The organism is Paraburkholderia sp. HD33-4 (assembly GCF_021390635.1).
Classification (GTDB): Bacteria; Pseudomonadota; Gammaproteobacteria; order Burkholderiales; family Burkholderiaceae; genus Paraburkholderia.
Genome location: NZ_JAJEJS010000002.1, coordinates 2,270,680 through 2,293,998, shown reverse-complemented (window position 1 = coordinate 2,293,998; position 23,319 = coordinate 2,270,680). Strand labels below are relative to the sequence as shown.

The window sequence follows — 23,319 nt, the reverse complement described above, 5'->3', positions numbered from 1 at the left end:
ATGAATTGGAAGATCAGTAGAGCGGAGCGGATTTGCGTAGTTCTCGAAACGCGGTAGCGTGAGACGTCGCAGTGCCTGGCATTCATTCCTTGCTGCTGACAATCGGACTTTGGTCCGATACGGCACGAGGACCGACAGCGGCCTCAAACTTCACAGCAGGCGCCCAGCCGAGGCTCGCATTCGCGACATTGAAATTGGGCCTGGCAAGTTGTGCGAGACTGAAGAACACCCACTCGCTGAACACGGCGACGAGCGTCACCGCGATAAGCCCGATCGCAGCGCCCGGAATGGGCTCCAGCATCAGCCCGACGATCACGCCCGCGAATATCGCGAAGTAATACCACGCGTGTTGCGCGAGACCGGGGGGCGCGGGAATCAGTCCGATCACGATCGCCACGATCAGAGGAGCGACGGCCTTCCAGAAAGTTTTCATGCCATGCCCGTTCTCGTAACCGTCCTTGTGCTAAGGTTTATATGACCTTTTTTGCGCGTTCGCCAGTGAAGAGTTCACGACGCGCCAGGAGAGTGCGAGGCCATGGTTCGCGTGAGTATCGAAGGGCGCGAGATTCAGGCGCCGGGCAATTGCTCGATTCTGCAGGCCATCGGGCATGCGGGGCAGACCCTTGTCGAGGGTGTCGGCTGCATGTCGCAGGGTGTGTGCGGCTCCTGCCGTGTGATGGTGCGACGCAGCGGCGAGCAGGAAGTCAAAACCGCGCTCGCCTGCGAGACCCTCGTCGAAGACGGCATGCAGGTCGCGTTCCTCGGTTACTTCACCGAGTCGGTACGCCACTTCTATCGCATCGAAGATATCGGCGACAGTTGGCAGGCGCTCAGCAAGATCGCCGAAATCTTCCCCGAAGCCTCGCATTGCCGTCATTGCAGTGGTTGCGATCGCGCCTGTCCGAAGGGGCTGGACGTGCAGCGCGGCGTGAACCTGGCGGTGGAGGGCAATCTGAGCGCATCGAGCCAGGTGTTCGACGAATGCGTGATGTGCAACCTGTGCACACTCGCATGCCCCGAGCATATCCGGCCCAACCATCTGGGTGTGTTCGTGCGCCGCATGATCGCATCGCTTTCGCTGCGTCCGTCCAATCTGATGCGGCGGCTGCAGCAGATCGACAGCGGTGAAATGACGATCGACTTCGATGCGCCGGGCGCGCAACCGCCGCGCTGAGCGGAGCGGATCATCGTGTCCGTCGGCATACCCTACGAGAACGCGCGACAGCGCTACCAACCCGGGATGGCGGCCTCGTTGCGCGCCGACGACGTCCCGGTCGACGAACTGCTGAAGGCCTATCACCCCGATCATGGGCCGCATGCGCGGGTCGCGCTGAGTGTCGGGGTCAATAGCGGAGAGCCCTGTCAGCCCGATCTCGCGCGCCATTTGCAGGCCAACGCGCTGATCGATGATGTCGATATTGCCGGCGCGCAGCTGATGACGACCGATGTGCTGGTGATCGGCGGCGGTGGTGGAGGTTGTGCAGCGGCGCTCACGGCGGCGAAGCAGGGCGCGCGCGTGATCCTCGCCACCAAGCTGCGCCTCGGCGACAGCAACACCGTGATGGCCGAAGGCGGCATCCAGGCGGCCATCGGCGAGGACGACAGCCCGCAACTGCACTTCGAGGACACGCTTCGCGCCGGACATTTCTGCGGCGAACCCGAGCTCGTGGCCCAGATGGTGATGGACGGCCCCGATGTGATTCGCTGGCTGATCCAGCTCGGCATGATGTTCGATCTGGAAGAGGACCAGCCGCTGGGCGGCAACCTGATGCGCAAGAAGCCCGGAGGCGCGTCGGCGGCGCGCATTCTGTCGTATCGGGACTATACCGGCCTCGAAATGATGCGCGTGTTGCGCGAGGCGGTGGACCTCGACCCGGGCATCGAGTTGTGGAACCGCTGCCCTCTGGTCGAGCTGCTGTCCGACGAGCGCGGCGGCTGCGCCGGAGCGGTGATCTACAACCTCGAATGGCGTACTTTCGTGCTGGTGCGCGCGCGCGCCGTGATACTCGCCACCGGCGGCGCCGGGCGACTGCACCTGAATTCGTTTCCAACCTCGAACCACTACGGCGCCACCGCCGACGGCCTGGTGCTCGCCTATCGGATCGGCGCGCGGCTGCGCGAGCTCGACTCGTTCCAGTACCATCCGACCGGCATCGCCTATCCGCATCATCTGGCGGGCGGCCTGATTTCCGAGGCGGCGCGCTCGGCGGGGGCGAGACTCCTGAACGGCGAAGGGGAACGTTTCGTCGACGAGCTCAAGCCGCGCGACGTGGTCGCATCGGCGATCCTGCGCGAGTGCGCGCTGGGTCGCGGCATCGAGCGCGACGGCCAGGCCGGCGTGTTCCTCGATACGCCGACACTCGAAATCGAGCATCCCGGGATACTCGCGAAGCGCCTCGTCACGCTTCGCCATCTCGCGCGCAAGTGCGGCATCGATGCGGCGCAGGAGCCCTTCCTCGTTTATCCCACGCTCCACTATCAGAACGGCGGCGTCGCCATCGACAAAGACGGCGCCACGAACGTCCCCGGGCTTTTCTGTGTCGGCGAGGTGACGGGCGGCATCCACGGCCGCAACCGCTTGATGGGAAACGCGCTGCTCGACATTCTGAGCATGGGGCGCCGTGCCGGCGCGAAGGCGGCGCAATCGACGGAGTGGGTGATGGCGAACCGCGCCGGGATCGGTCACGTGCATGCGTGGCAGAGGGAGCTGACGCTGGCGGGACTGCCGCTTCACGTGAAGGCGCCGCAGCTCTTTCCCGCCTATGCCCATTTCGATCTGCGAGTCGATGCGGGATTGCGCGCGAGCGCGCGCGGCCGTGTGATCGGCGGCATCCGGTGAGGCGAACCACGGAGCACGCGATGCAAACGCTGAATCAGTGCTTGATGAGGGACGATTTCCGTGTCGGCGCCGACCTCGATGCGTGGTTCGCGCGCGGCGGCGGCGAGGGACTCGCCAAAGCGCTCGAAGATCCGGCGGCAATCATCGCCGCGATCGCCCAGGCCGATTTGCGTGGAATGGGAGGCGCAGGCTTCCCCGCACATCGAAAGTGGGCGCCGGTCGCGGCCGCCCCTGACGGCGACAAGTACGTCATCTGCAACGGCAACGAAGACGAGCCGGGCACCTTCAAGGACCGCTTTCTGCTCGAACACACCCCGCATCAGGTGATCGAGGGCGCGCTGATTGCCGCGGTGGCGACGCGGGCCAACCATGTCGTTCTGTACGTGAATCCGCATCAAACGGGGTCGCTCGCCGTGACTCGCGAGGCGGTCAGGCAATGGTCGGGGCACGCGCAATTCGCCGCCGTCGAACGTTGGATCGGCGCACCTGTATCGCTTGGCGTCGTGCCGAGTTCGGGGTTGTACATCGGCGGCGAGGAGACGGCGGTGATCGCCAGCGTCGAAGGCGGCTTTCCGTTTCCGCGGCGCAAGCCGCCATTCCCGGCCGAGCAGGGCGCGCACGGCGCCCCGACCATCGTCAACAACGTCGAGACGCTCGCGCATGTGCCCGGGATCCTGCGCCACGGCGCGCAGTGGTATCGCGACCTCGGAGTGGGGAACGCGGCCGGCACCAAGCTCTATTCGCTTTCGGGCGATGTACTGCATCCCGGTCTGTATGAACTGCCGATGGGCACGAGCCTCGAGACGCTGGTGTTTCAGCACGGCGGCGGCATGCTGCAGGGCAAGGAGTTCAAGGCGGTCTTCACGGGCGGCCCATCCAACACCTTGCTGACGAAGCGCGACCTCGACGTTGCACTGGACTTCGACTCGGTGCGTCAACGCCGTTCGCGTCTGGGGACGGGCGCGATGATCGTGGTGTCGGAAGGCACGAGCATCGTGCGCAAGGTCGCGGATTACGTGAACTTCTTCGCGCAGGGTTCTTGCGGCCAGTGCCCGCCGTGCAAGGGCGGAACGTTTCAGATGATGCGGCTTCTGAACCGGCTCGATACGGGCCGCGGTGTGCGTGCCGATCTGGAGGCACTGGAGAACCTGTGCCGCGTTCTTCCCGGCAGTGGGCGCTGCGGTTTGATCGACGGCGCGGTGACGGTGGTGGAGAGTTCCATCGACCAGTTCCGCGCGGAATATGAAGCGCTGTTGATGGCTTGAGGGGTTGTCGTTTTTTGGACGAACGGCGTGATGCCTGAAAAAAGGAACTAAAGAGGACGCGCTAGCGGCGGCCAAAAAATAGTCGGGGTCTCGCTTCGGGCAGGTCGCTCACTCATCCGCGAAAAAATGGCCGATGAAGAAACACCCGGCCGCAAGCGCGGCACCGAGCACAGCGACCGTATAAGCCAGCCTTGAGCCATGCCACAAGCTATCGAACCATTGATGCAACTGCGCCATCAGCACTGCCGCGTTGCCGCCGATTTGCTGTAGCTCGATCTGGTAGCGCGGATCGACCATGCCGTACATTGCGACCGCGCTATCGGGCGGCGGCGCGCTGATGTAGATGAGCACCGCGGCGATCAGGCTGACGACCAGGATCGCCGCGCCGGTGCAATAGAGCCGCTTTTGCAGCGGCGAGCGTTGGGTGGAGGAAGATGCGTCGTGGTCGTTGCCGTTCATCGATTCGTGGTTGGGTGCGCTAGCAGCCGTCGTTGATGGAACTGAGCCGCCAGTATCGCAGAGCGCGGTCTGGAAGCGCCCAATCCACCTTAACTCTTCGACGTCAGCAACTTGATCCCCGCAACTCCGAACATCACCGCAAGCGAGCCATCGAGCCAGCGCCGGATCGCCGAATAGATGCGCCGCGCGGACGCCGTCGAAAACAGCATCGCGTAGCTGCTGAACACCGTCGCGCCGATCACCATGCAGCCCAGCACGACCGGCATCACGTGCGCGGCGCCATGTACCGGCGACATCGCGAGCGACACGATCGACAGCCACACGAGTACCGCTTTCGGATTCGTCAGATGCAGCAAAAGGCCGCGCAGATAGAGCCGCCCGAGCGGTTCGTCGACGCGCGCCGCGCTCGCGACCGGCTTGCCGGCGCTCAACGCCGAGCGCGCGGACTTGAAGCCGAGCCATAGCAGATACAGTCCGCCCGCGATCCGGATCGCGACGAGGCATTCGGAGTAGGTGGCGAGCACCGCCGACAACCCGAGCGACGCGAGCAACGCCCATGAAAACGAGCCCGACACCACGCCGAGTGCGAACACCAGCGCCGCGCGCCGGCCCGCGCTCATCGCGAGCGACATTATCGCGAGATTGCTCGGTCCAGGGCTCGCGGTGCCGACGAAATAGGCGCTGTAGGCGATCAGGACATCGGCGGTGAGCAGAGGGCTGGCGATCATGGCGGGCAGAGGTAAGGGCGGGGCACGAGTTTGGCAATGCGACGCAATGCGTCACACCAGCCGATTGAATGAAGCGACGATTCTGCGCGCCGTCACGCGCAACTCACAGATACAGTTGCGCGTCCGTAGGGCAGCACACTCGCTTCGAACGCGAATGGAACCCCAATCGAACTCGCATAGAACGCGCATAGAACGCGCCGCGCAACGCGCTCAACTCTCCGCCGCGCCCGCAATACACTCCGCCAACGCATCGGCGACCAGCGGCCGGCTGTGCCGCGGCCGCAGCACGAGCCCGATCTCACGCTCGAAGGTCGCATCGCCGAGTTCGAGTGCCACGACGCTCGCCGGCCATTTGCCGAGCCCGGCCGTATTGGGAATCAGCGCGACACCCATGCCGCGCGCGACCAGTTGCACGATCGCCTGCAATTCGTCCAGCTCGACCGCGTCGCGCACGCCAAGGCGCGCGCGACGCAGAAAACGGTCGACGAGCCGCCCGCCGAACGACGTGCGGTCGTAGCGGATGAACGGCTCGCTGCGCAGCAGTTCGCGCCACGAGCGCCCGCCGCGCGCGAGCTTTTTCGGTGCGAGCAGCACGAACGGTTCGGCGACCAGCGTGCGCCATTCGAGCTCCGACGGCAGCGCGAACGGCGGCTTGATGATGACGGCCAGATCGAGTTCTCCCGAGTCGACCTGACCGAGCAGCCCCAGCGACACGCCCGGCACCACGCGAATCCGCCAGCCGGGACGGTCGTCGCGAAAGCGCGCGAGCGCGTCGGCAAGCAGCGATACCTGCGCGGACGCGATCGCGCCGACCCGTAGCATGCCGCTTTCGGCGGCGCCGCCGCTGCGCTCCGAGAGCCGCGCGTAGAGCGTCATCATTTCCTCGGCGAGCGCGAGCGTTTCGCGGCCCGCCGCGTTGAGCGTCGCCGAGCGGCCGGTGCGGTCGAACAACTGGAAGCCGAGTTCCTGCTCGAGCCGCTGCATCTGCGCGCTGACGGCCGATTGCGTGAGCCCGATGCGCGCGCCCGCGCCGGAAAACGTGCCGTACTGGCTGACGGCGATGAAGGTTTTCAACTCGCTGAGCATGATCGATCAATCGATTTTGGTGATGGTCAGATCAAATATATATCGTTTCTCAGCATTTTTATTCATGGTTAAACTTTGCTTGTTCTGAGCCGATTGCCAGTCGTGCCGATCGTGCCGATCGTGCCAGTCGCAATCCATCCCCACACCCACCCAGCGAGTCTTACCACCATGAGCGTTGCCGAAACCGCTTTGCCGCCGTTCCATCTGGCGTTTCCTGTTCATAGCCTCGCCGCCGCGCGCGAGTTCTACGGCGAATTGCTCGGCTGTCCGGAAGGGCGCAGTTCGGACGCGTGGGTCGATTTCAATTTCTACGGTCATCAGATCGTCGCGCATCTGGCGCCGGACGAAATCGGTCACCGTCATACCAGCGCGGTAGATGGCGACGCGGTGCCGGTGCGCCACTTCGGCGCGGTGCTGTCGATGGAGCAATGGCAGGCCGTCGCGGACAAACTGCAGAAGGCCGGCATCGAATTCATCATCGAGCCGCACGTGCGCTTCAAGGGCGAGGTCGGCGAGCAGGCCACGATGTTCTTCCTCGATCCGTCGGGCAATGCGCTCGAATTCAAGGCGTTCGCCGATATGTCGTCGCTGTTCGCCAAATAAGCGTCACGGGCGTGATGCCAGAACACGGATAGCTGCAAATGAGAAGGCCGGTCGACCATTCAGGTTGACCGGCCTTTTTCGTTGAAGGGGAAGGGCCGCGCGGAGCAAAATCGTCCCGCTTTGCGAATCAATCTGAAAGCATGTTTCATAATATTTCGAACGAAAATCATGCCGCGTATCAGCAAACGTTCCATTAACTGCGCGTAAATTTATTCGACAAACGTTTGCTTGACGCCTAATTCGCCTTAAATTCGGCGAGCGTGCTTCACCTTTAAAAATAGCGCATTTGCTTTCAATAAGCTTCCTGACAATTCCGCCATTTTCGCGCCATGCAGGTGTTGGTGCTACCGATCTAGCATAAGCGAGATTCAATCCCCCCCTCCACCCGCATTCTCTCTGGCCCGTTTCAATGTGGATCGTCAACGTAGCGCTTAAGCGGCCATACACGTTCATCGTGATGGCGATTCTGATCGTGCTGGCGACGCCCTTCGTGCTGTTCACCACGCCCGTCGACGTGTTGCCGGAAATCAACATTCCGGTCGTCAGCATCATCTGGACGTACACCGGGTTGTCGGCCGAGGACATGGCCAACCGCATCACGTCGGTCAACGAGCGCAGTCTGACCACGACGGTCAACGACATCGAACATATCGAATCGCAGTCGCTCCCCGGCATCGCGATCCTGAAGGTGTTTCTGCAGCCGAACGCGAACATCCAGACGGCGATCGCGCAGACGGTGGCCGTCGAGCAGGCGCAATTGAAGCAGATGCCGCCGGGCGCCACCGCGCCGCTGGTGATCAGCTACTCGGCCTCGAGTATTCCGGTGATCCAGCTCGGCCTGTCGAGTCCGAAGCTCTCTGAGCAGGATCTCAACGACACGGCGCTGAACTTCCTGCGTCCGCAACTTGTGACGATCCCGGGCGCGGCCGTGCCGTATCCGTATGGCGGCAAATCGCGACTGATCTCGGTCGACCTCGATACGCGCGCGATGCTGGCCAAGGGCCTGACGCCGACTGACGTGGTCAACGCGTTCAACGCGCAAAACCTGATTCTGCCTACCGGCACAGCCAAGATCGGGCCGAAGGAATACACGATCGACATGAACGGTTCGCCGCCGACGTTGGAGGGCCTCAACGACATTCCGGTGCGCACCGTCAACGGCGCGACGACCTATCTGCGTGAAGTCGCGCATGTGCGCGACGGCTACTCGCCGCAGACCAACATCGTGCGGCAGAACGGTCATCGTGGCGTGCTGATGTCGGTGCTGAAGAACGGCAACGCGTCGACGCTGTCGATCGTCGATACGTTAAAGGGTATCTTGCCGGCCGCCCGCTCGGCGCTGCCGCCGGATTTGCAGATCACCGCGCTGTTCGACCAGTCGGTGTTCGTGAAGGCGGCGGTGCAGGGCGTGGTGCGCGAGGCGCTGGTCGCCGCCGCGCTGACCGCCGCGATGATCCTGCTGTTCCTCGGCAACTGGCGCAGCACCTGCATCATCGCGATCTCGATTCCGCTGTCCATCCTGTCGTCGCTGATCGTGCTGCACGCGCTCGGGCAGACCATCAACATCATGACGTTGGGCGGACTCGCGCTCGCGGTCGGCATCCTGGTGGACGACGCGACGGTGACGATCGAGAACATCGAGCGGCACCTGCACATGGGCACGAATCTGCACGATGCGATTCTCGACGGCGCCGGCGAAATCGCGGTGCCGGCGCTCGTGTCGACGCTGTGTATCTGTATCGTGTTCGTGCCGATGTTCTTCCTGACCGGCGTCGCGCGCTATCTGTTCGTGCCGCTTGCGGAAGCGGTGGTGTTCGCGATGCTCGCGTCGTACATCCTGTCGCGTACCCTCGTGCCGACGCTCGCGATGCTGCTGATGGGCCACGCGCACAAGCCGAAGGCGGGCACGAAGCCGAATCTGTTCATGCGTCTGTATCACCGCTTCGACGCCGGCTTCGAGCGCATGCGCGCGGCCTACATCATGATCCTGAGCAGCCTGCTCGTGCGTCGCAAGATGTTCGGCACGCTGTTCCTCGGTTTCTGCGTGCTGTCGATGGGTCTGTTCTTCACGCTCGGCGAAGACTTCTTCCCGAGCGTCGACGCGGGCGACATCCGTCTGCACATGCGCGCGCCGACCGGCACGCGGATCGAGGAAACCGCGCGGCTGGCCGACGAGGTCGAGAAGGTGATCCGCGAAGTCGTGCCGCCGAAGGAGTTGGGCACGATTCTCGACAACCTCGGCCTGCCGTATAGCGGCATCAACCTGTCGTATAGCAATGCGGGCACGATGGGCACGCTCGACGGCGAGATCCAGATTGCGCTGAACGAAGGACACAAGCCGTCGCAGCTCTACATGGACAAGCTGCGCGCGATCCTGCCGCAGCGTTTCCCGGGCGTCGAGTTCTTCTTTCAGCCGGCCGACATCGTCACGCAGATCCTGAACTTCGGCCTGCCTGCGGCGGTGGACGTGCAGATTGCGGGCGCGAATCAGCAGGGCAACCTCGAAGTCGCGCGCAAGCTGCTCAAGCAGGTGCGGCTGATTCCCGGCACCGTCGACACGCATATCCAGCAGAAGCTCGACGAACCGGTGCTCGATCTGCATATGGACCGTACCCGCCTGCAACAACTGAACCTGACCGCGAACGACGTCGCGCAGAACGTGCTCGTATCGCTGTCGGGCAGCTCGCAGACGTCGCCGGGCTTCTGGATCAACAACCGCAACGGCGTCGAATACAAGGTGCAGGTGCAGACGCCGCAGTACCAGGTGTCGTCGATCGACGAACTGTTGCGCACCCCGGTGTCGGCGACGATGAACGGGCCGACGCAACTGCTCGGCAACCTCGTGCAGGTGTCGCCGCAGAGCCAGTTCGCGTTAGTCACGCACTACAACATCCGGCCGGTGATCGATCTGTATGTGAGCGTTGAAAAGCGCGATCTCGGCGGCGTGGCGAATCAGGTCGACAAGATCGTGAACCAGGTGCGCGCGTCGCTGCCGCGCGGCAGCACGATCACCGTGCGCGGCCAGGTACAGACGATGCGCAGCTCGTTCTTTGGGCTCGGCATCGGCGTCGCGATGGCGATCGTGCTCGTGTATCTGCTGATCGTCGTGAACTTCCAGTCGTGGATCGATCCGCTGATCATCGTCAGCGCGTTGCCGGCGGCGCTCGCGGGCATCGTGTGGATGCTGTTCCTGACTGGCACCCATCTAAGCGTGCCGGCGCTGACCGGCGCGATCATGACGATGGGCGTCGCGACCGCGAACAGTATTCTGATGGTCTCGTTCGCACGCCAGCGGCTCTCGGCCGGCGCGCCCCCGCTCACGGCCGCGCTCGAAGCGGGCGCGAGCCGGATCCGGCCGGTGCTGATGACCGCGTTCGCGATGATCATCGGCATGATTCCGATGGCGCTCGGTCTCGGCGAAGGCGCCGAGCAGAATGCGCCGCTTGGCCGCGCGGTGATCGGGGGCCTGCTGTTCGCGACCGTATCGACGCTGTTTTTCGTGCCGCTCGTGTTCGCCGGGATTCATTCGTGGCTCGCGCGCCGTCGTAAGAACGGCGGTGGAGACGACGACGGCGGTGGCGGCGACGATGGCGGCAACGGCGGTGGGAACCACGGCCATAGCGGCAGCCCCGCACCGGAACACAGCAGTGCGGCGACGCCCGCGTAAAAGTTAAACGATGGTTGACTGAGATGACAGAAAAAACTCATGCATCGCTAGCGATCCCCACGCGGGAAACCGAAGAGGGAGAGCACCTGCTGCCGCCGCGCAATCGCGAATGGAAGCGCGCGAAGATCGCGGTCGTGATCGTGCTCGTGCTGCTCGTGATAGGCACGCTGCGCACCGTGATCGCGAACGTGCTGCAAAACCGCGAGGTCACGGCGACCGCGCAACAGAACGCAAAGCAGTACGTGAACGTCGTCACGCCGACGCAGAGCGAAGGCAGCGGCAACACGCTGCTGCCGGGCACGTTGCGCGGCTACGTCGAGTCGCCGATCTATGCGCGCGCGACCGGCTATCTGCTGCACTGGTACGCCGATATCGGCACGCACGTGAAACAGGGGCAACTACTGGCCGAACTCGATACGCCGGAAATCGACCAGGAACTCGCGCAGGCTCTCGCGCAACGCCAGCAGATCAATTCGAGCCTCGCGCTCGCGAAGAGCTCGCTCGATCGCTGGCAGCAGTTGCGCCAGCGCGATGCAGTGTCGCAACAGGAGCTCGACGAACGGCAAAGCACCTATACGCAGGACATCGCGAACCTCGCGGCCGCCGATGCGAACGTCAAGCGTCTGCAGCAGCTCGAATCGTTCAAGCGGATCGTCGCACCGTTTACCGGCGTGGTCACGCAGCGCAACGTCGATGTCGGCGATCTGATCGACGCGGGCAGCGGGACGAGCCGGGCCCTGTTCGCGCTCGCGCAGTCGGATCCGCTTCGCGTCTACGTGCAGCTGCCGCAGGCCTATGCGCAGAACGTGGCGGTCGGGCAGAAGGTCGTGGTCACCCAGGCCGAACTGCCGGGCCAGCAGTTCAACGGCACGATCACGCACATGTCCGGCGCGATCGACGTGCCGACGCGTTCGTTGCAGATCGAAGTGACGCTGCCGAATCCCGACGACAAGCTGCGCCCCGGCGCCTACGTGCAGGTCGCGTTGCCGGCCGCAGCGCATGCGCGCCTGACGGTGCCCGGCAATGCGCTGCTGTTTCGCGCGGAGGGGCCGCGCCTCGCGGTCGTCGATGCGAAGGGCAACGTGAGCCTGCGCAAGGTCGTGATCGCGGTGGACCTCGGTCAGCAGCTCGAAATCGAAAGCGGAATCGAGCCGACCGATCGCATCATCATCAACCCGAGCGATTCGATTGCCGATGGCGATCACGTACAGGTGCAGCCGCAGAAGAGCGACAAGGGGGCGTCGTGAGGTTCACTGGTTCATACCGGTCGCGTACGCGTGGCACCGTCTTCACCGCGCTGAGCGCGTGCGCCGGAGCGGCGTTGCTCGCCGCCTGCACGGTCGGCCCCGACTATCAGCGGCCGCAGGCCGAGGTGCCGCCCGAGTGGCACACCGATTCGTTCTGGCGCGTCGCCGCGCCGTCGCATGCGCCGATTGCGCCGGACTGGTGGACGGGTTTCGCCGACCCGACGCTCGCGACGCTCGAAACCCAGGCGCTCGCGCAGAACCAGACGCTCGCCGCGGCGAGCGCGCACTACGAGCAGGCGAAGGCGACGCTCGCGAACGCCAGCGCGCAGCGCGTGCCGGAAGTTGATTTCAATGCGCAGGCCTCGCGCTTTCGCATCTCGCACGACCGGCCGCTGACGAACTATGCGACGCCGACCCAATCGACTGTGCAGAACAACATCCAGCTCGGGCCGACGATCAACTACGACACCGATCTGTTCGGCCGCATCCGTCGTCAGGTCGAGGGCGCGCAGGCATCGGCCGAGCAGTCGGCGGACGATCTCGCGAACGCGCGTCTCGTGCTGACGACTGACCTCGCCACCGACTACTTCTCGCTGCGTGAGCTGGACAACGAGATCGACGTGCTGAACCAGTCGGTGAAGCTGCAGCAGAAAGCGCTCGATTACGTGAACACCGAGCACGATCTCGGTTCGGTCTCGGGCCTCGACGTGCTGCAGCAGAAATCGCAGCTCGACTCGACGCGCGTGCAGGCGCAACTGCTGCTGAATCAGCGCGCGCAGTTCGAGCATGCGATCGCCGCGCTGGTCGGCGTACCGGCCCCGCAGTTCGCGATCGAGCCGAAGGTGCTCGACATCAAGCCGCCGACGGTGCCGCTCGGTGTACCCAGCGACGTGCTGCAACGGCGGCCCGACGTGGCGTCGGCGGAACGCGCGATGGCGGCCGCCAACGCGCAGATCGGCGTGGCCAAGGCGGCGTTCTTCCCGAGCCTCACGCTGACGCCGGGCATCGGCTGGGAAAGCACCGAGTTCGCCAATCTGCTTACCGCGCCGACGCTGATGTGGACGCTCGGTGCGACGGTCGGTCAGGTGATCTTCGACGGCGGGCGGCGCGCGGCCAACGTCAAGTACGCGAGCGAGGGCTACAAGGCGACCGAGGCGAATTATCGGCAAACGGTGCTGAGCGCGTTCCAGCAGGTGCAGGACGGCATCACCGGACTGTCGGTGCTCGATGGCGCGGCGAAGCAGTCGCGTGAGGCGGTCGAGGATGCGCAGCGGCTGCTGTCGCTCGCAAACGATCGCTATTCGGGCGGCCTCGTCGCGTATCTGAACGTGATCGATGCGCAGGAATCGCTGCTGACCAGCGAGCGCACGGATGTGCAGATTCACGGTCAGCAGCTGACGTTGTCGGTGGCGCTCGTGAAGGCGCTCGGCGGCGGTTGGGATGGCGGCGCGCAAGGCGGCGCGATGGCCGCGAACGAAGCGAACGCGACCGATGCCGCAGTGAACGTTGCCAGTGCCACAGCGAACGTCGCCAGCGCTACGGCGATGCCGCAGCAGGCGCAAACGGGCGGCGCGCAGAAGGAGACGCTGGCGCCTGCACGTTGAATCGCCACGGTCGGGCTTCCATGCCGATGCATTGGGATCGGCGCGAAGACTCAGGGGCGTTCGTATAATGGAACGTTGAAGCCACAAGTGGCATGGGACCGAAGTAAGCGCCAAAGCGCTAACTCCGGTCGACCGCCGCAAGCGGCATGGGGCAGGAGTAAGCGCTAAAGCGCTAACTCCTGCCGACAGGGGACGCGGATGAAATTGCTGATTGTTGAAGACGAGCACAAGGTGGTGGACTACCTGCGCTCCGGCTTGACAGAGCAGGGCTGGGTCGTCGACGTCGCACTCGACGGCGAGGAAGGGATGCATCTGGCCACCGAGTTCGATTACGACGTGATCGTCCTCGACGTGATGCTGCCCAAGCGCGATGGCTTCAGCGTGCTGAAGGCGCTGCGCATGCGCAAGTCGACGCCGGTCATCATGCTGACCGCGCGCGATCACGTGAACGACCGCGTGCGCGGCCTGCGCGAAGGCGCCGACGACTACCTGACCAAACCGTTCTCGTTCCTCGAACTGGTCGAGCGTCTGCATGCGCTCGCGCGCCGCACGCGTTCGCAGGAGTCCACGTTGATTTCTGTCGGCGATCTGTTCGTCGATCTGATCGGCCGCCGCGCAACGCGCGACGGCGTGCGCCTCGACCTGACCGCGAAAGAGTTTCAACTGTTGAGCGTGCTGGCGCGCCGTCAGGGCGACATCCTGTCGAAGACCGCGATTACCGAGCTCGTATGGGACGTCAATTTCGACAGCCATACGAACGTCGTCGAAACCGCGATCAAGCGGCTGCGCGCGAAGCTCGACGGCCCGTTTCCGTCGAAACTGCTGCACACGGTGCGCGGCATGGGCTACGTGCTCGAGGTGCGTGAAGAGGCAGAGACATCATGAACCGCTCGATTGCCCGCCGGCTTGCGTCGATGTTCGCGCTGGTCGCGCTGTTCGTCTTTACGCTCGTCGGCTCCGGGCTCTTTCTGGTGCTGCGCACGCAGCTCGAACATCATCTGCGCGAGTCGCTCGACGATCGCACGCAGATCGCGCGCATCATCGTCTATCACGCGGTGACCCCCGAAAAATGGCGGATTTGCCGCGAAAAACTCACCGACATGACGCCGCACGACAGCAGCACCGTGTACTCGGTGACGAGCGCGGATCCGAGCTATCACTTCGGCACGCCGGTGCAGGGCACGGTCACGAAGAGCTGGTCGGGCGGCTACGCGCGCATCGCGCCGGCGGGCGGCGGCCCCGACATGCTGACCTCGACGGTGACCTTGCCCGCCAATGCCGCTCGGCCGCCGGTGCAGTTGCAGGTCGCGTCGAGCTATTCACCGAACCTGCGCACGATGCGCGTGTTCGGCTCGGCACTCGCGGCGCTGTCCGCGCTCGGCAGTCTCGCGGTGCTGCTGCTCAGCTACTCTGTCACGCGCATCGGTCTCGCACCGCTCACGCGTCTGACGCGCGACGCCTCGGCGGTCAGTCCGAACAACCGCTCGCAGCGGCTCAATACCGCGTCGCTGCCGCTCGAACTGAACGACCTCGCGAACTCGTTCAACGGCGCGCTCGAACGGCTCGACGGCGCCTACGGCCGCCTCGAATCGTTCAACGCGGACGTCGCGCATGAATTGCGCACACCGGTGACGATCCTGATCGGCCAGACCGAGGTCGCGCTCACGCGCAACCGCTCGGTCGACGACCTGCGCCACACGCTGCAATCGAACCTCGAAGAATTCGAGCGGATGCGCACGATCATCAACGACATGCTGTTCCTCGCGCGCGCCGATCAGGGCGAACGCGCGACGGGGCTCGTCGAGGTGTCGCTCGCGGCGGAAGTCGCGCATACGCTGGAGTTTCTGGAGATTCCGCTCGAAGAGGCGCGCGTGCATGCGAAGTTGCACGGCGATGCGTTCGCGCGCGTGAACCGCTCGCTATTCGGCCGCGCGTGCACGAACCTGCTGATGAACGCGATCCAGCATTGCGAGCCGGGCGCGTCGATCAGCGTGACGATCGCGCGCGGCGAAGGTCCGCTGCGCAACCAGGTGCGCGTCGTCGTGGCGAATCCGGGCGAGCAGATCGCGCCGGACGTGCTCGAACATCTGTTCGACCGTTTCTATCGCGCGGAAGTCTCGCGCACCAATAGCCGCGAAAACCACGGGCTCGGGCTCGCGATCGTGAAGGCGATCGCCGAGATGCATCGCGGCACCGTGTCCGCGCACAGCGCGAACGGCGTCAATACGTTCTCGTTTTCGGTGGCGGCATCGGCGCTGTCCACCTCGGGCGACGTGCCGGCCATGCGCGCGAACGTGAATGCGACTACGACTACGACTGCGGCTGGCATCGCTGGCGACACCGCCTAGTCGTCGCTCGCGAAAGGCAAGTCGGCCTGAACCGGCAGGCGCGGCTTCAGCGCCTGTTCGCTGGCCGAGCTCAGCGCGCTGATGCGCACGCCCAACAGCCGCAGCTTGCGGTTCAACTGCACGCGTCGCAAACATTCGGTCGCCGCACGGCGGATCTCGGTCGCGTCGGCGGTCGGTTCGTCGAGTGTCAGGTCGCGCGTGACGGTGCGGAAATCGTCGTAACGCAGCTTGATGCCGATCGTGCGGCCCACGTAGCCCTTGCGCACGAGATCGTCGGCGACCCGCACGCACAGTCCCGTGAACGCGCTCGATAACGCCGGCCGATCGTGACGAGGATGCAGATCGCGCTCGAACGTAGTCTCGCGGCTGATCGACTTCGGCTCCGATTCGACCACCACCGGCCGCTCGTCGTGACCCTGCGCGATCTCCGTCAGCCACGCGGAATAGCTGCGCCCGAAGTTGTCCTGCAACAGCCCGGCGTCGGCGGCGGCCAGATCGCCGACCGTCGCGAGGCCGAGCGCGGTCAGCTTTTCCGCGGCCTTCGGACCGATGCCGTTGACCTTGCGCACCGGCAGCGGCCACACGCGCAGCGGTATGTCCGCCGGTGTGAGGATCGTCAGGCCGTCGGGCTTGTCGAGCTCGGAGCCGATCTTCGCGAGCAGCTTGTTCGGCGCGACGCAGATCGAGCAGGTGAGACCGGTGGCCTGATGGACGGCCTCCTTGATGCGCCGGCCGATGTCAGCCGCCTCGCCGGGCACCTCGGTCAGGTCGATATAGATCTCGTCGATGCCGCGATCCTCGATTCGCTCCGTGAACGTCCTGACCGCCGCTTTGAAGAGGCGCGAATAGTGACGGTAGGAATCGAAGTCGGTCGGCAGCAGGATCGCGTCGGGCGCGAGCGCGGCGGCCTTCATCATGCCCATCGCCGAGAATACGCCGAGCGCGCGCGCTTCATAGGTCGAGGTGGTCACGACGCCGCGGCCCGCGTAATCGCGCAGCTTCGCGAAGCGCTTGCTGCCGTCCTCGAGCACCTGCGGCGCGCTGTTGCGGCCGCCGCCGATCACCACAGCGCTGCCGCGCAGCTCCGGATAGCGCAGCAGTTCGACGGACGCATAAAACGCGTCCATGTCGAGGTGCGCGATGCGGCGAGGTGGCGAATTCATGAGGTTGAAACGGACGGTGGCAATAAGCGAGGGCTAGGACGGCGCGCATGGCGTTGGCGCCGGTCCGTAATGGTACCTTGCCGCGCCCGCAGCCGGTCGCCCGCAGCCGGTCGCCCGCCGCCGGTCGCCAGCAATCGCCCGCGGGTCCTGCAACGCGATGTTGAAAAAGCGGGTTCAGAAACTATTCTTCTCTCTAACGTCCGACGATTGCGTGCCCGGCCCACGGTGGGCGGCCGCTCCAGGCGGGTTTCGCCGCGACCGTTCACCCGGGGCTCGACAGATGATCAAGCGAATGTCGCTGATTTCGGCGTATATCGCACTTGGCTGCGCTGCCACGGTGTTGCCGGTCCTGATCAGCGTCTATGTCGCGAACGAAGACGTCGCACGCCGCGAGCAGGCAAATTTGCGGGACTACGCGGCGAAAGCGGTGATGCGCACGGACCTCGTCACATATCAGGCCTTTGCGGCGATCGCGGACCTGCAGGCCGAGCACTCCGACGTGTGTTCGCCCGAATACCTGCAACGGGCTGCCCGCGTGGTTTTCAACTATCGCTACGTTCGGGATGCGGGCGCGATAGGCGACGGGCGCTATCTTTGCTCGCCGCTGTTCGGCGACGTTCGCTCGCAGAATGTGCCGTTGCAGCCGCCGCGTTGGCGTAGCAATGACGGCTACCTGATCTGGTTCGAGCAAAAGAATCCGCTCAGCGACGTGCGCGAGGACATCCAGGTTGCGCGCAACGGCGAATATGTGTCAGTCGATCCGCAGTCATTCGTCGATGTCATCGATCCCGCCGGACGGCCGATCGCCACGATCAACACCGAGCTGAACCTGATCGTCGCGCTGTCGACGGGCGCGGACGCCGACGAGATGCTCAATGCCTGGAAGCGGGCGGGGCGTGTCGATAGTAGTGACTGGATCTACGCGGTGGCACATTCGTCGTCGCGCCCCCTTGGCGTCGTCGTCAAGGGCCGGCGCACCAGCTTGCTGAAAGACTGGCCCGGCCTGCTGGCGATGTGGCTTTCGATGGGCGTCGCCTTGGGCGCCGCATTCGGCTGGTTCTCATTCAAACGGATCTCGCGGCGGGTGTCGTTCCAGGCCACGCTCGAATGGGCGATCTCGCATAAAAAGATCGATGTCGTGTATCAGCCGATCGTCAGTCTCACGACCAACGAATGCGTCGGCGTCGAAGCGCTGGCCAGGTGGCAGCTCAACGGACGCGACATCTCGCCGAATATCTTCGTTGCGGTGGCCGAGCAGCATGGCCTGATCCAGCCGCTGACCGACCTCGTGCTGGATAAAGCGGTCCACGACCTTAAGGGGCTGTTGCGCTCGCGGCCGTCGTTCTACGTCTCGGTCAACGTCAGCGGCGAGGATCTGCGCACGCCGCGTTTTCTGAATCTCGTCACCGCAAAACTTGCCGGAACCGGCATCCGTCCCGCCCAGATCAGGATCGAAGCAACAGAGCGCAGCTTCCTGAACGCCGACGTCACCCGGCATACGATAGCGGCCTTCAGAAGCGCGGGCCACCCGGTCTATATCGACGATTTCGGCACCGGCTATTCGAGCCTCGCCTATTTGCAAACCTTCAATATCGACGTGCTGAAAATCGACAAATCGTTCGTCGACACGATCGCGCAGGACGCGGCGTCGAGCATCGTCGCGCCCCATATCATCGACATGGCGCACGAACTGGGCGTGAAAATCGTCGCGGAAGGGATCGAGCGCACGGAGCAGGTCGAATATCTGGTGCGCCGCGGCGTTCAGTACGGGCAGGGCTGGCTGTTCGCCAAGGCCATGCGCCGCGAGGAACTGATTACGTGGATCGAGGCGCGTCAGCCGTCGCTCGTGCCGGAGCAGCCCGTGATCTAGCCGCGCGTCGCCCGGCGGCGCCGGGCGCGCGGTGAGGCCGTTACTGCTTGATGCCTTCGGCCTGGATATTCAGCGTGGTCTTCATGTTGAAGCCGTACGCCTTGCCGAAGTCGATGCCGAAATCGTCGCGATTGAACGTCGCGGTCGATTCGGTGCCGCACACTTCACGCTTGAGCACCGGATGCTGGATGCACTTGAACGATTCGATCTTCAGGTTCACCGGCTTGGTGATGCCGTGCATGGTCAGCGTGCCGATCACTTCGACCGGCTTGTCGCCGTCGAACTTGATCTGCGTGCCCTTGTAGACCGCGGTCGGGAACTTCGCGGTGTCGAAGAACTTGTCGCCGACCAGTTCCTCGTTGAGCTTGTCGTTGCCGATGCCGACCGAGCTCAGGTCGATCGTCGCGTCGACGGTGCCGGTCTTCGCCGCGCGGTCAAGCGTCACCGTGCCGCTGGCTTTCTTGAACTTGCCGCGCCAGATCGACAGGCCGCCGAAGTGATCGGCCTCGAAGCTCGGCGACGTGTGGGTCGGATCGAGCATGTAGGTTTCAGTGGCGGCCATCGCGTTGAACGACAATGCGGCGGTGAGCGCGCCGGCGGCGAGCAGGAAGGATTTCTTCAAGGTGGACTCCAGAGGTCGAAAGGTAAGGCGGTGCTGCGGCGTCGAGCGTTATTTCTTCGCCGCGACCAGATGAAATTTGATGACGACTTCGTCGGCGACGACCGACGTGTCTTTCCATTCGCCGGTGCCGACGTCGAATTGCGTGCGCTTGATCGGCAGCGCGCCGTCGAAGGTTTGGGTGGCGCCCTGGCTCGCGATCACGACCGGCACGACGACCGTTTGCGACTTGCCCTTGATGGTCAGCTTGCCGGTCACCTTGTACTGGTTGCCGCCGGCCGGCGCGATCGAGCTCGATACGAAGGTAGCGGACGGGAAGGCGCCGCTGTCGAACCATTCCTTGCCTTGCGCCTGCTTGTTGTAGTCGTCGGCGCCGAGGTCATAGCTCGCGGTGTCGATCGATACGTTCGCACTGCCCGCGGCCGGCTTGGCCGGATCGAAATTCAGCTGCGCGGAGAACTTTTTGAACTTGCCGTCGACGGGCACGTTCATCTGTTTGGTCGTCGCGATGACGCTGCTTTTCGCGAGGTCGACGTCGGCGTGCGCGAGGTTCGCGCCGAACAGCGCAAGCGCCGCGAAAGAGGCGAGCGTCGCGCGATGAGCGGAGAGATAAAAGGGTGTTTTCATGATGGTACGCATCCTATCCGAGCCACGCGGTCTGATTGCACACCGCGAAGAATTTGATTGCCAACCAGTCATAGCCAATCGGCGGGATTACCGTCTTGACGCCGTCATATCGCTATGCGCGGGACCTCAGAAACGGCACCATGCGCGCGAGCAAGCCGTCGCGATCGACGAACTGATGCTTGAGCGCCGCCAGCACGTGCATCAGCACGAGCGCGAGCAGCGTGTAATCGAGCAGCACGTGCACAGTGCGCAGCGTGGCCTTCAGCGCCTGATCGGGACCGATGATCGTCGGCAGCGGCACGATGCCCAGATACACGACCTGAATGCCGGCCGCCGAGCTGTAGAAGTAGCCGGACAACGGAATCGCGAGCATCAGCAGATACAGCAGACCGTGCACCAGATGCGCGGCGGCCCTCTGCCATGCGGGCGTCGCGGCATCGAGCGCGGGCGCGCGGTGCGTCGCGCGCCACAGCACGCGCAGCAGCGCGAGCGCGAACACGGTCACGCCGATCCATTTGTGCCACGAGAAGTATTTGAGCTTGGTCGGCGTGAAACCGGGGATATCGGTCATGATCCAGCCGATGTAGAAGCCGCCGATCATCAGCGCGGCGATCAGCCAGTGCAGCGCGATGGCGGCGCCGTGGTAGCGCGTGGGAGCGGAAGCCTGAATTTGCATCGTGTTCGATCCGTTGCTCGCGAGAAGCCGCGTGAGAATGCGGATAGTAGGGATGCCAATTCAAACTGAAAAGGGGGCGAGCGGGAACAGATTGTTTCCTCGTTGGCGTTAATTGTGTTGAAAGACTTGCGCGCTGAAAGGCGCGAGCATGAAGGCACGCGCCCTGCTATGGAGGGCGCGCCGTGGTACCGCTGTGGTAACTTGTTGCCCCGAACAACAAAGGTTGCGCGCGCTTTGCGCAGCCACCAACACCACCCATTTTCCGGGCTTAAGCCGTGAATCCTGTCTTTCTTTCATGGGGCATTGCCGCGCTCGCCACCGCCGGCGTGATCACGCGGCCGTTCAAATGGCCCGAAGCCGTGTGGGCCGTCGCCGGCGCGTTGCTGCTCGTCGCGCTCGGCCTGTTGCCCTTGCATCTGGCGATCGAAGCGATCGGCAAGGGCACCGACGTCTATCTGTTCCTGTTCGGCATGATGCTGCTCTCCGAAGTCGGCCGCCGCGAAGGGCTGTTCGACTGGGTCGCGGTGCTCGCGGTCAATCATGCCCGTAGTTCGCCGCGCAAGCTGTTCGTGCTCGTTTATGTGTTCGGCGTCGTGATCACCGCGTTTCTTTCCAACGACGCCACCGCCGTCGTCCTGACACCCGCCGTGTTCGCCGCGGCGAAGAAAGCGAAGACGCCGCCGCTGCCGCTGCTGTTTGTCTGCGCGTTCGTCGCCAATGCGGCGAGCTTCGTGCTGCCGATTTCAAATCCGGCCAACATCGTGCTGTACGGTAATCACACGCCGCCGTTGGGACCGTGGATGCTGCGCTTCACGCTGCCATCGGTGCTGTCGATCGCCGCGACCTTCGTGATGCTGCGCTGGACCCAGCGCGACGCGCTGGCCGGTGTCTGCGAGGCGAATCTGGAGGCGGTCGAGCTGACCGCGAGCGGGCGCGTCGCGCTCGCGGGCATCGCGGTGACGGCCGGCGCGCTGCTGACGGTTTCCGCGTACGACATCCAGCTCGGCCTGCCGACCGCGATCCTCGGCACGCTGACCGCGCTCGTCGTGCTGATCAAGGAGCGCAGATCGCCGCTGCCGATGATCCGCGAAATCTCGTGGAACGTGTTGCCGCTCGTCGCCGGGCTGTTCGTGCTGGTCGAGATGCTCGATCACACCGGCGTGATCACCGCGTTCGCGGGCGCCCTGCGGCGCGCGACCGAACACAAAGAAATCGAAGCGGCCGGCTGGGCCGGCGCGAGCATCGCGTTCCTCAGCAATCTGATCAATAACCTGCCGGCCGGCTTGATCGCGAGCTCGACCGTGATGCAGGCGCATAGCCCGGAGCGCGTGGTCGACGCGTTCCTGATCGGCGTCGACCTCGGGCCTAATCTGTCGATCACCGGCTCGCTCGCGACGATCCTGTGGCTCAACGCGATTCGCCGTGAAGGCGAAGACGTCGGCTTCATGAAGTTCCTGAAGGTCGGCGCGCTGGTGATGGTGCCCGCGCTAGTGCTGGCGCTTGGGGCGCGGATTCTAACCGGCTGAACGGACCTGCGAAACACGTCCGCCATCAAACGGACCCTTGAGCCGTCCGTCATCGACGCGGGCCGGTGCGGAGCCGACTCGCGTCGCGTCGGCGAGCTGGTCCAGTCGCGCGCCGATCGAGCGCAGCCTCGCTTCGAGGTGGGCGACGCGCTGGCGTTGCGCGGGCACCATCGACGAACGGTTCAACGCGAGCAGCCGGCGATGCCAGTACGACAGCGGAAAACGGTCGCGCGCTGAAAGTGCGTTGAAAACGACTTCGAGATGGGCAATTTCTTTGTCGATATCTTGGTAACTCATCACAAAGGTCCGGGAAAAGGAACGCTGGAGATAGACGCGCGCGAACGTATAAGCGTCAGCAAGCTTCGTTCCATCCCGCCTATAGGTAGTCAAGATCAGCCGTGACGGCACAAAACGCCACATCGAACCCGCGCCGGACGCTGTGCGCGATGGCAAGAAGCGGCAAACTCAATGCAAGCTTTACGCGCAGCGCCCGGCGCGCCGCAGCGGCGCTGCACCTTTCAACGGGACAACGGGAATTCACCAGGCGTGCGTACCAGGCGCTTGTCCTATGCTGAGTCAACGGCGTGGCGAGCCTCGAGGCGGTCGAAGCCGCTCGACCCGACAGCCCGCAGTGCGCGGTCAATGCGGCGCGCTCGCGAGCGGTTGCGCATAGCTGACCGTCGGCGCGGGCATCACCGCATAGTTGGGCGCGGGCGGCACCACCACGGCAGCAGCGGCCGTCGTGCCGGGCAGCGGGTTGGCCGGCGCCGCGACGATGGTCGCGGCCGCCACTGGAACGGCGACAGGCGGTGCCGATACGTACACGGGATCGATCGGCATCGGGTAGTAGACCGGTCGCGGTGGTGGCGCATAGACCACGGCGGCGGGCAGATACACGACGACTCTGGCGTAGGCGGCGGAAGAGCAGGCAAGACCGATGGCGGTGAAAGTCGAGGCGCAGGCGAGACGGATAGTCATTTGGGACTCCTGAT

At 64.4% G+C, this 23,319-nt stretch carries 22 protein-coding genes; 11 read left to right on the top strand and 11 right to left on the bottom strand.

Going from position 1 to position 23,319, the window contains the following annotated elements; all coding sequences use genetic code 11:
* Nucleotides 1-82: 82 nt before the first annotated feature.
* A complete protein-coding gene (locus L0U84_RS30340) occupies nt 83-433 on the bottom strand; it encodes an anion permease (protein WP_233855754.1) in 351 nt (116 codons plus the stop codon).
* 102 nt (nt 434-535) lie between these two features.
* On the opposite strand from L0U84_RS30340, the gene L0U84_RS30335 reads away from it, so the two are divergent.
* The 3 genes from L0U84_RS30335 to L0U84_RS30325 are packed head-to-tail and all read left to right on the top strand — an operon-like array spanning nt 536 to nt 4,104.
* A complete protein-coding gene (locus L0U84_RS30335) occupies nt 536-1,174 on the top strand; it encodes a 4Fe-4S dicluster domain-containing protein (protein WP_233855753.1) in 639 nt (212 codons plus the stop codon).
* Nucleotides 1,175-1,189: 15 nt separating this feature from the next.
* The gene (locus L0U84_RS30330; protein WP_233855752.1) at nt 1,190-2,839 is read left to right on the top strand and encodes an FAD-binding protein; all 1,650 of its coding nucleotides are present in this window, start codon (nt 1,190-1,192) and stop codon (nt 2,837-2,839) included.
* 20 nt (nt 2,840-2,859) lie between these two features.
* Nucleotides 2,860-4,104 carry a complex I 51 kDa subunit family protein gene (locus tag L0U84_RS30325; RefSeq protein ID WP_233855751.1) on the top strand — a complete coding sequence of 415 codons (1,245 nt, stop codon included), beginning with the start codon at nt 2,860-2,862 and terminating at the stop codon, nt 4,102-4,104.
* 108 nt (nt 4,105-4,212) lie between these two features.
* Here L0U84_RS30325 and L0U84_RS30320 read toward each other — a convergent pair whose 3' ends face one another.
* From L0U84_RS30320 to L0U84_RS30310, 3 genes are all read right to left on the bottom strand, one after another.
* Nucleotides 4,213-4,563 carry a hypothetical protein gene (locus L0U84_RS30320; RefSeq protein WP_233855750.1) on the bottom strand — a complete coding sequence of 117 codons (351 nt, stop codon included), beginning with the start codon at nt 4,561-4,563 and terminating at the stop codon, nt 4,213-4,215.
* Nucleotides 4,564-4,652: 89 nt separating this feature from the next.
* Entirely contained in the window at nt 4,653-5,291 is a 639-nt protein-coding gene (locus L0U84_RS30315; RefSeq protein WP_233855749.1) for a LysE family translocator, read from the bottom strand.
* Between the two features lie 210 nt (nt 5,292-5,501).
* Nucleotides 5,502-6,377: a LysR family transcriptional regulator gene (locus L0U84_RS30310; RefSeq protein ID WP_233855748.1), complete on the bottom strand. Its 876-nt coding sequence runs from the start codon at nt 6,375-6,377 to the stop codon at nt 5,502-5,504.
* 168 nt (nt 6,378-6,545) lie between these two features.
* On the opposite strand from L0U84_RS30310, the gene L0U84_RS30305 reads away from it, so the two are divergent.
* Entirely contained in the window at nt 6,546-6,980 is a 435-nt protein-coding gene (locus L0U84_RS30305; RefSeq protein WP_233855747.1) for a VOC family protein, read from the top strand.
* Nucleotides 6,981-6,983: 3 nt separating this feature from the next.
* On the opposite strand, the gene L0U84_RS30300 is transcribed toward L0U84_RS30305, so the two are convergent.
* Entirely contained in the window at nt 6,984-7,352 is a 369-nt protein-coding gene (locus tag L0U84_RS30300) for a hypothetical protein (RefSeq protein ID WP_233855746.1), read from the bottom strand.
* A gap of 37 nt (nt 7,353-7,389) precedes the next feature.
* Between L0U84_RS30300 and L0U84_RS30295 the strand changes: the two genes are divergently transcribed.
* From L0U84_RS30295 to L0U84_RS30275, 5 genes are all read left to right on the top strand, one after another.
* Nucleotides 7,390-10,647, top strand: a complete 3,258-nt coding sequence (locus tag L0U84_RS30295) for an efflux RND transporter permease subunit (protein ID WP_233855745.1) — start codon at nt 7,390-7,392, stop codon at nt 10,645-10,647.
* 23 nt (nt 10,648-10,670) lie between these two features.
* Nucleotides 10,671-11,894 (top strand): efflux RND transporter periplasmic adaptor subunit, encoded by a 1,224-nt coding sequence (locus tag L0U84_RS30290; RefSeq protein ID WP_233855744.1) that lies wholly within the window; start codon nt 10,671-10,673, stop codon nt 11,892-11,894.
* A 50-nt stretch (nt 11,895-11,944) separates the two neighbouring features.
* Complete coding sequence (locus L0U84_RS30285; protein WP_233856881.1) at nt 11,945-13,498, top strand: efflux transporter outer membrane subunit; 1,554 nt, start codon at nt 11,945-11,947, stop codon at nt 13,496-13,498.
* A gap of 198 nt (nt 13,499-13,696) precedes the next feature.
* Nucleotides 13,697-14,383 (top strand): heavy metal response regulator transcription factor, encoded by a 687-nt coding sequence (locus L0U84_RS30280; RefSeq protein WP_018424874.1) that lies wholly within the window; start codon nt 13,697-13,699, stop codon nt 14,381-14,383.
* Nucleotides 14,380-15,846: a heavy metal sensor histidine kinase gene (locus L0U84_RS30275; protein WP_233855743.1), complete on the top strand. Its 1,467-nt coding sequence runs from the start codon at nt 14,380-14,382 to the stop codon at nt 15,844-15,846. Before L0U84_RS30280 ends, L0U84_RS30275 begins: the two co-directional genes overlap by 4 nt.
* Here L0U84_RS30275 and dinB read toward each other — a convergent pair.
* Nucleotides 15,843-17,009: a DNA polymerase IV gene (gene dinB, locus L0U84_RS30270; protein WP_233855742.1), complete on the bottom strand. Its 1,167-nt coding sequence runs from the start codon at nt 17,007-17,009 to the stop codon at nt 15,843-15,845. The two genes, L0U84_RS30275 and dinB, sit on opposite strands and share 4 nt — an antisense overlap.
* A gap of 280 nt (nt 17,010-17,289) precedes the next feature.
* On the opposite strand from dinB, the gene L0U84_RS30265 reads away from it, so the two are divergent.
* On the top strand, nt 17,290-18,879 hold the full coding sequence (locus tag L0U84_RS30265; protein WP_233855741.1) for an EAL domain-containing protein: 1,590 nt from the start codon (nt 17,290-17,292) through the stop codon (nt 18,877-18,879).
* Nucleotides 18,880-18,919: 40 nt separating this feature from the next.
* On the opposite strand, the gene L0U84_RS30260 is transcribed toward L0U84_RS30265, so the two are convergent.
* The 3 genes from L0U84_RS30260 to L0U84_RS30250 form a co-directional block, all read right to left on the bottom strand.
* The gene (locus L0U84_RS30260) at nt 18,920-19,501 is read right to left on the bottom strand and encodes a YceI family protein (protein ID WP_233855740.1); all 582 of its coding nucleotides are present in this window, start codon (nt 19,499-19,501) and stop codon (nt 18,920-18,922) included.
* A 48-nt stretch (nt 19,502-19,549) separates the two neighbouring features.
* Complete coding sequence (locus L0U84_RS30255; RefSeq protein ID WP_233855739.1) at nt 19,550-20,125, bottom strand: YceI family protein; 576 nt, start codon at nt 20,123-20,125, stop codon at nt 19,550-19,552.
* A 112-nt stretch (nt 20,126-20,237) separates the two neighbouring features.
* Nucleotides 20,238-20,801, bottom strand: coding sequence for a cytochrome b (locus tag L0U84_RS30250; RefSeq protein ID WP_233855738.1), 564 nt, complete (start codon nt 20,799-20,801; stop codon nt 20,238-20,240).
* Nucleotides 20,802-21,076: 275 nt separating this feature from the next.
* Between L0U84_RS30250 and L0U84_RS30245 the strand changes: the two genes are divergently transcribed.
* On the top strand, nt 21,077-22,327 hold the full coding sequence (locus L0U84_RS30245; protein WP_233855737.1) for an arsenic transporter: 1,251 nt from the start codon (nt 21,077-21,079) through the stop codon (nt 22,325-22,327).
* On the opposite strand, the gene L0U84_RS30240 is transcribed toward L0U84_RS30245, so the two are convergent.
* Both L0U84_RS30240 and L0U84_RS30235 read right to left on the bottom strand, forming a co-directional pair.
* Nucleotides 22,316-22,747, bottom strand: coding sequence for a hypothetical protein (locus L0U84_RS30240; protein WP_442794059.1), 432 nt, complete (start codon nt 22,745-22,747; stop codon nt 22,316-22,318). The genes L0U84_RS30245 and L0U84_RS30240 overlap by 12 nt on opposite strands.
* 219 nt (nt 22,748-22,966) lie before the next feature.
* The gene (locus L0U84_RS30235) at nt 22,967-23,305 is read right to left on the bottom strand and encodes a hypothetical protein (RefSeq protein ID WP_233855736.1); all 339 of its coding nucleotides are present in this window, start codon (nt 23,303-23,305) and stop codon (nt 22,967-22,969) included.
* Nucleotides 23,306-23,319: the final 14 nt, after the last annotated feature.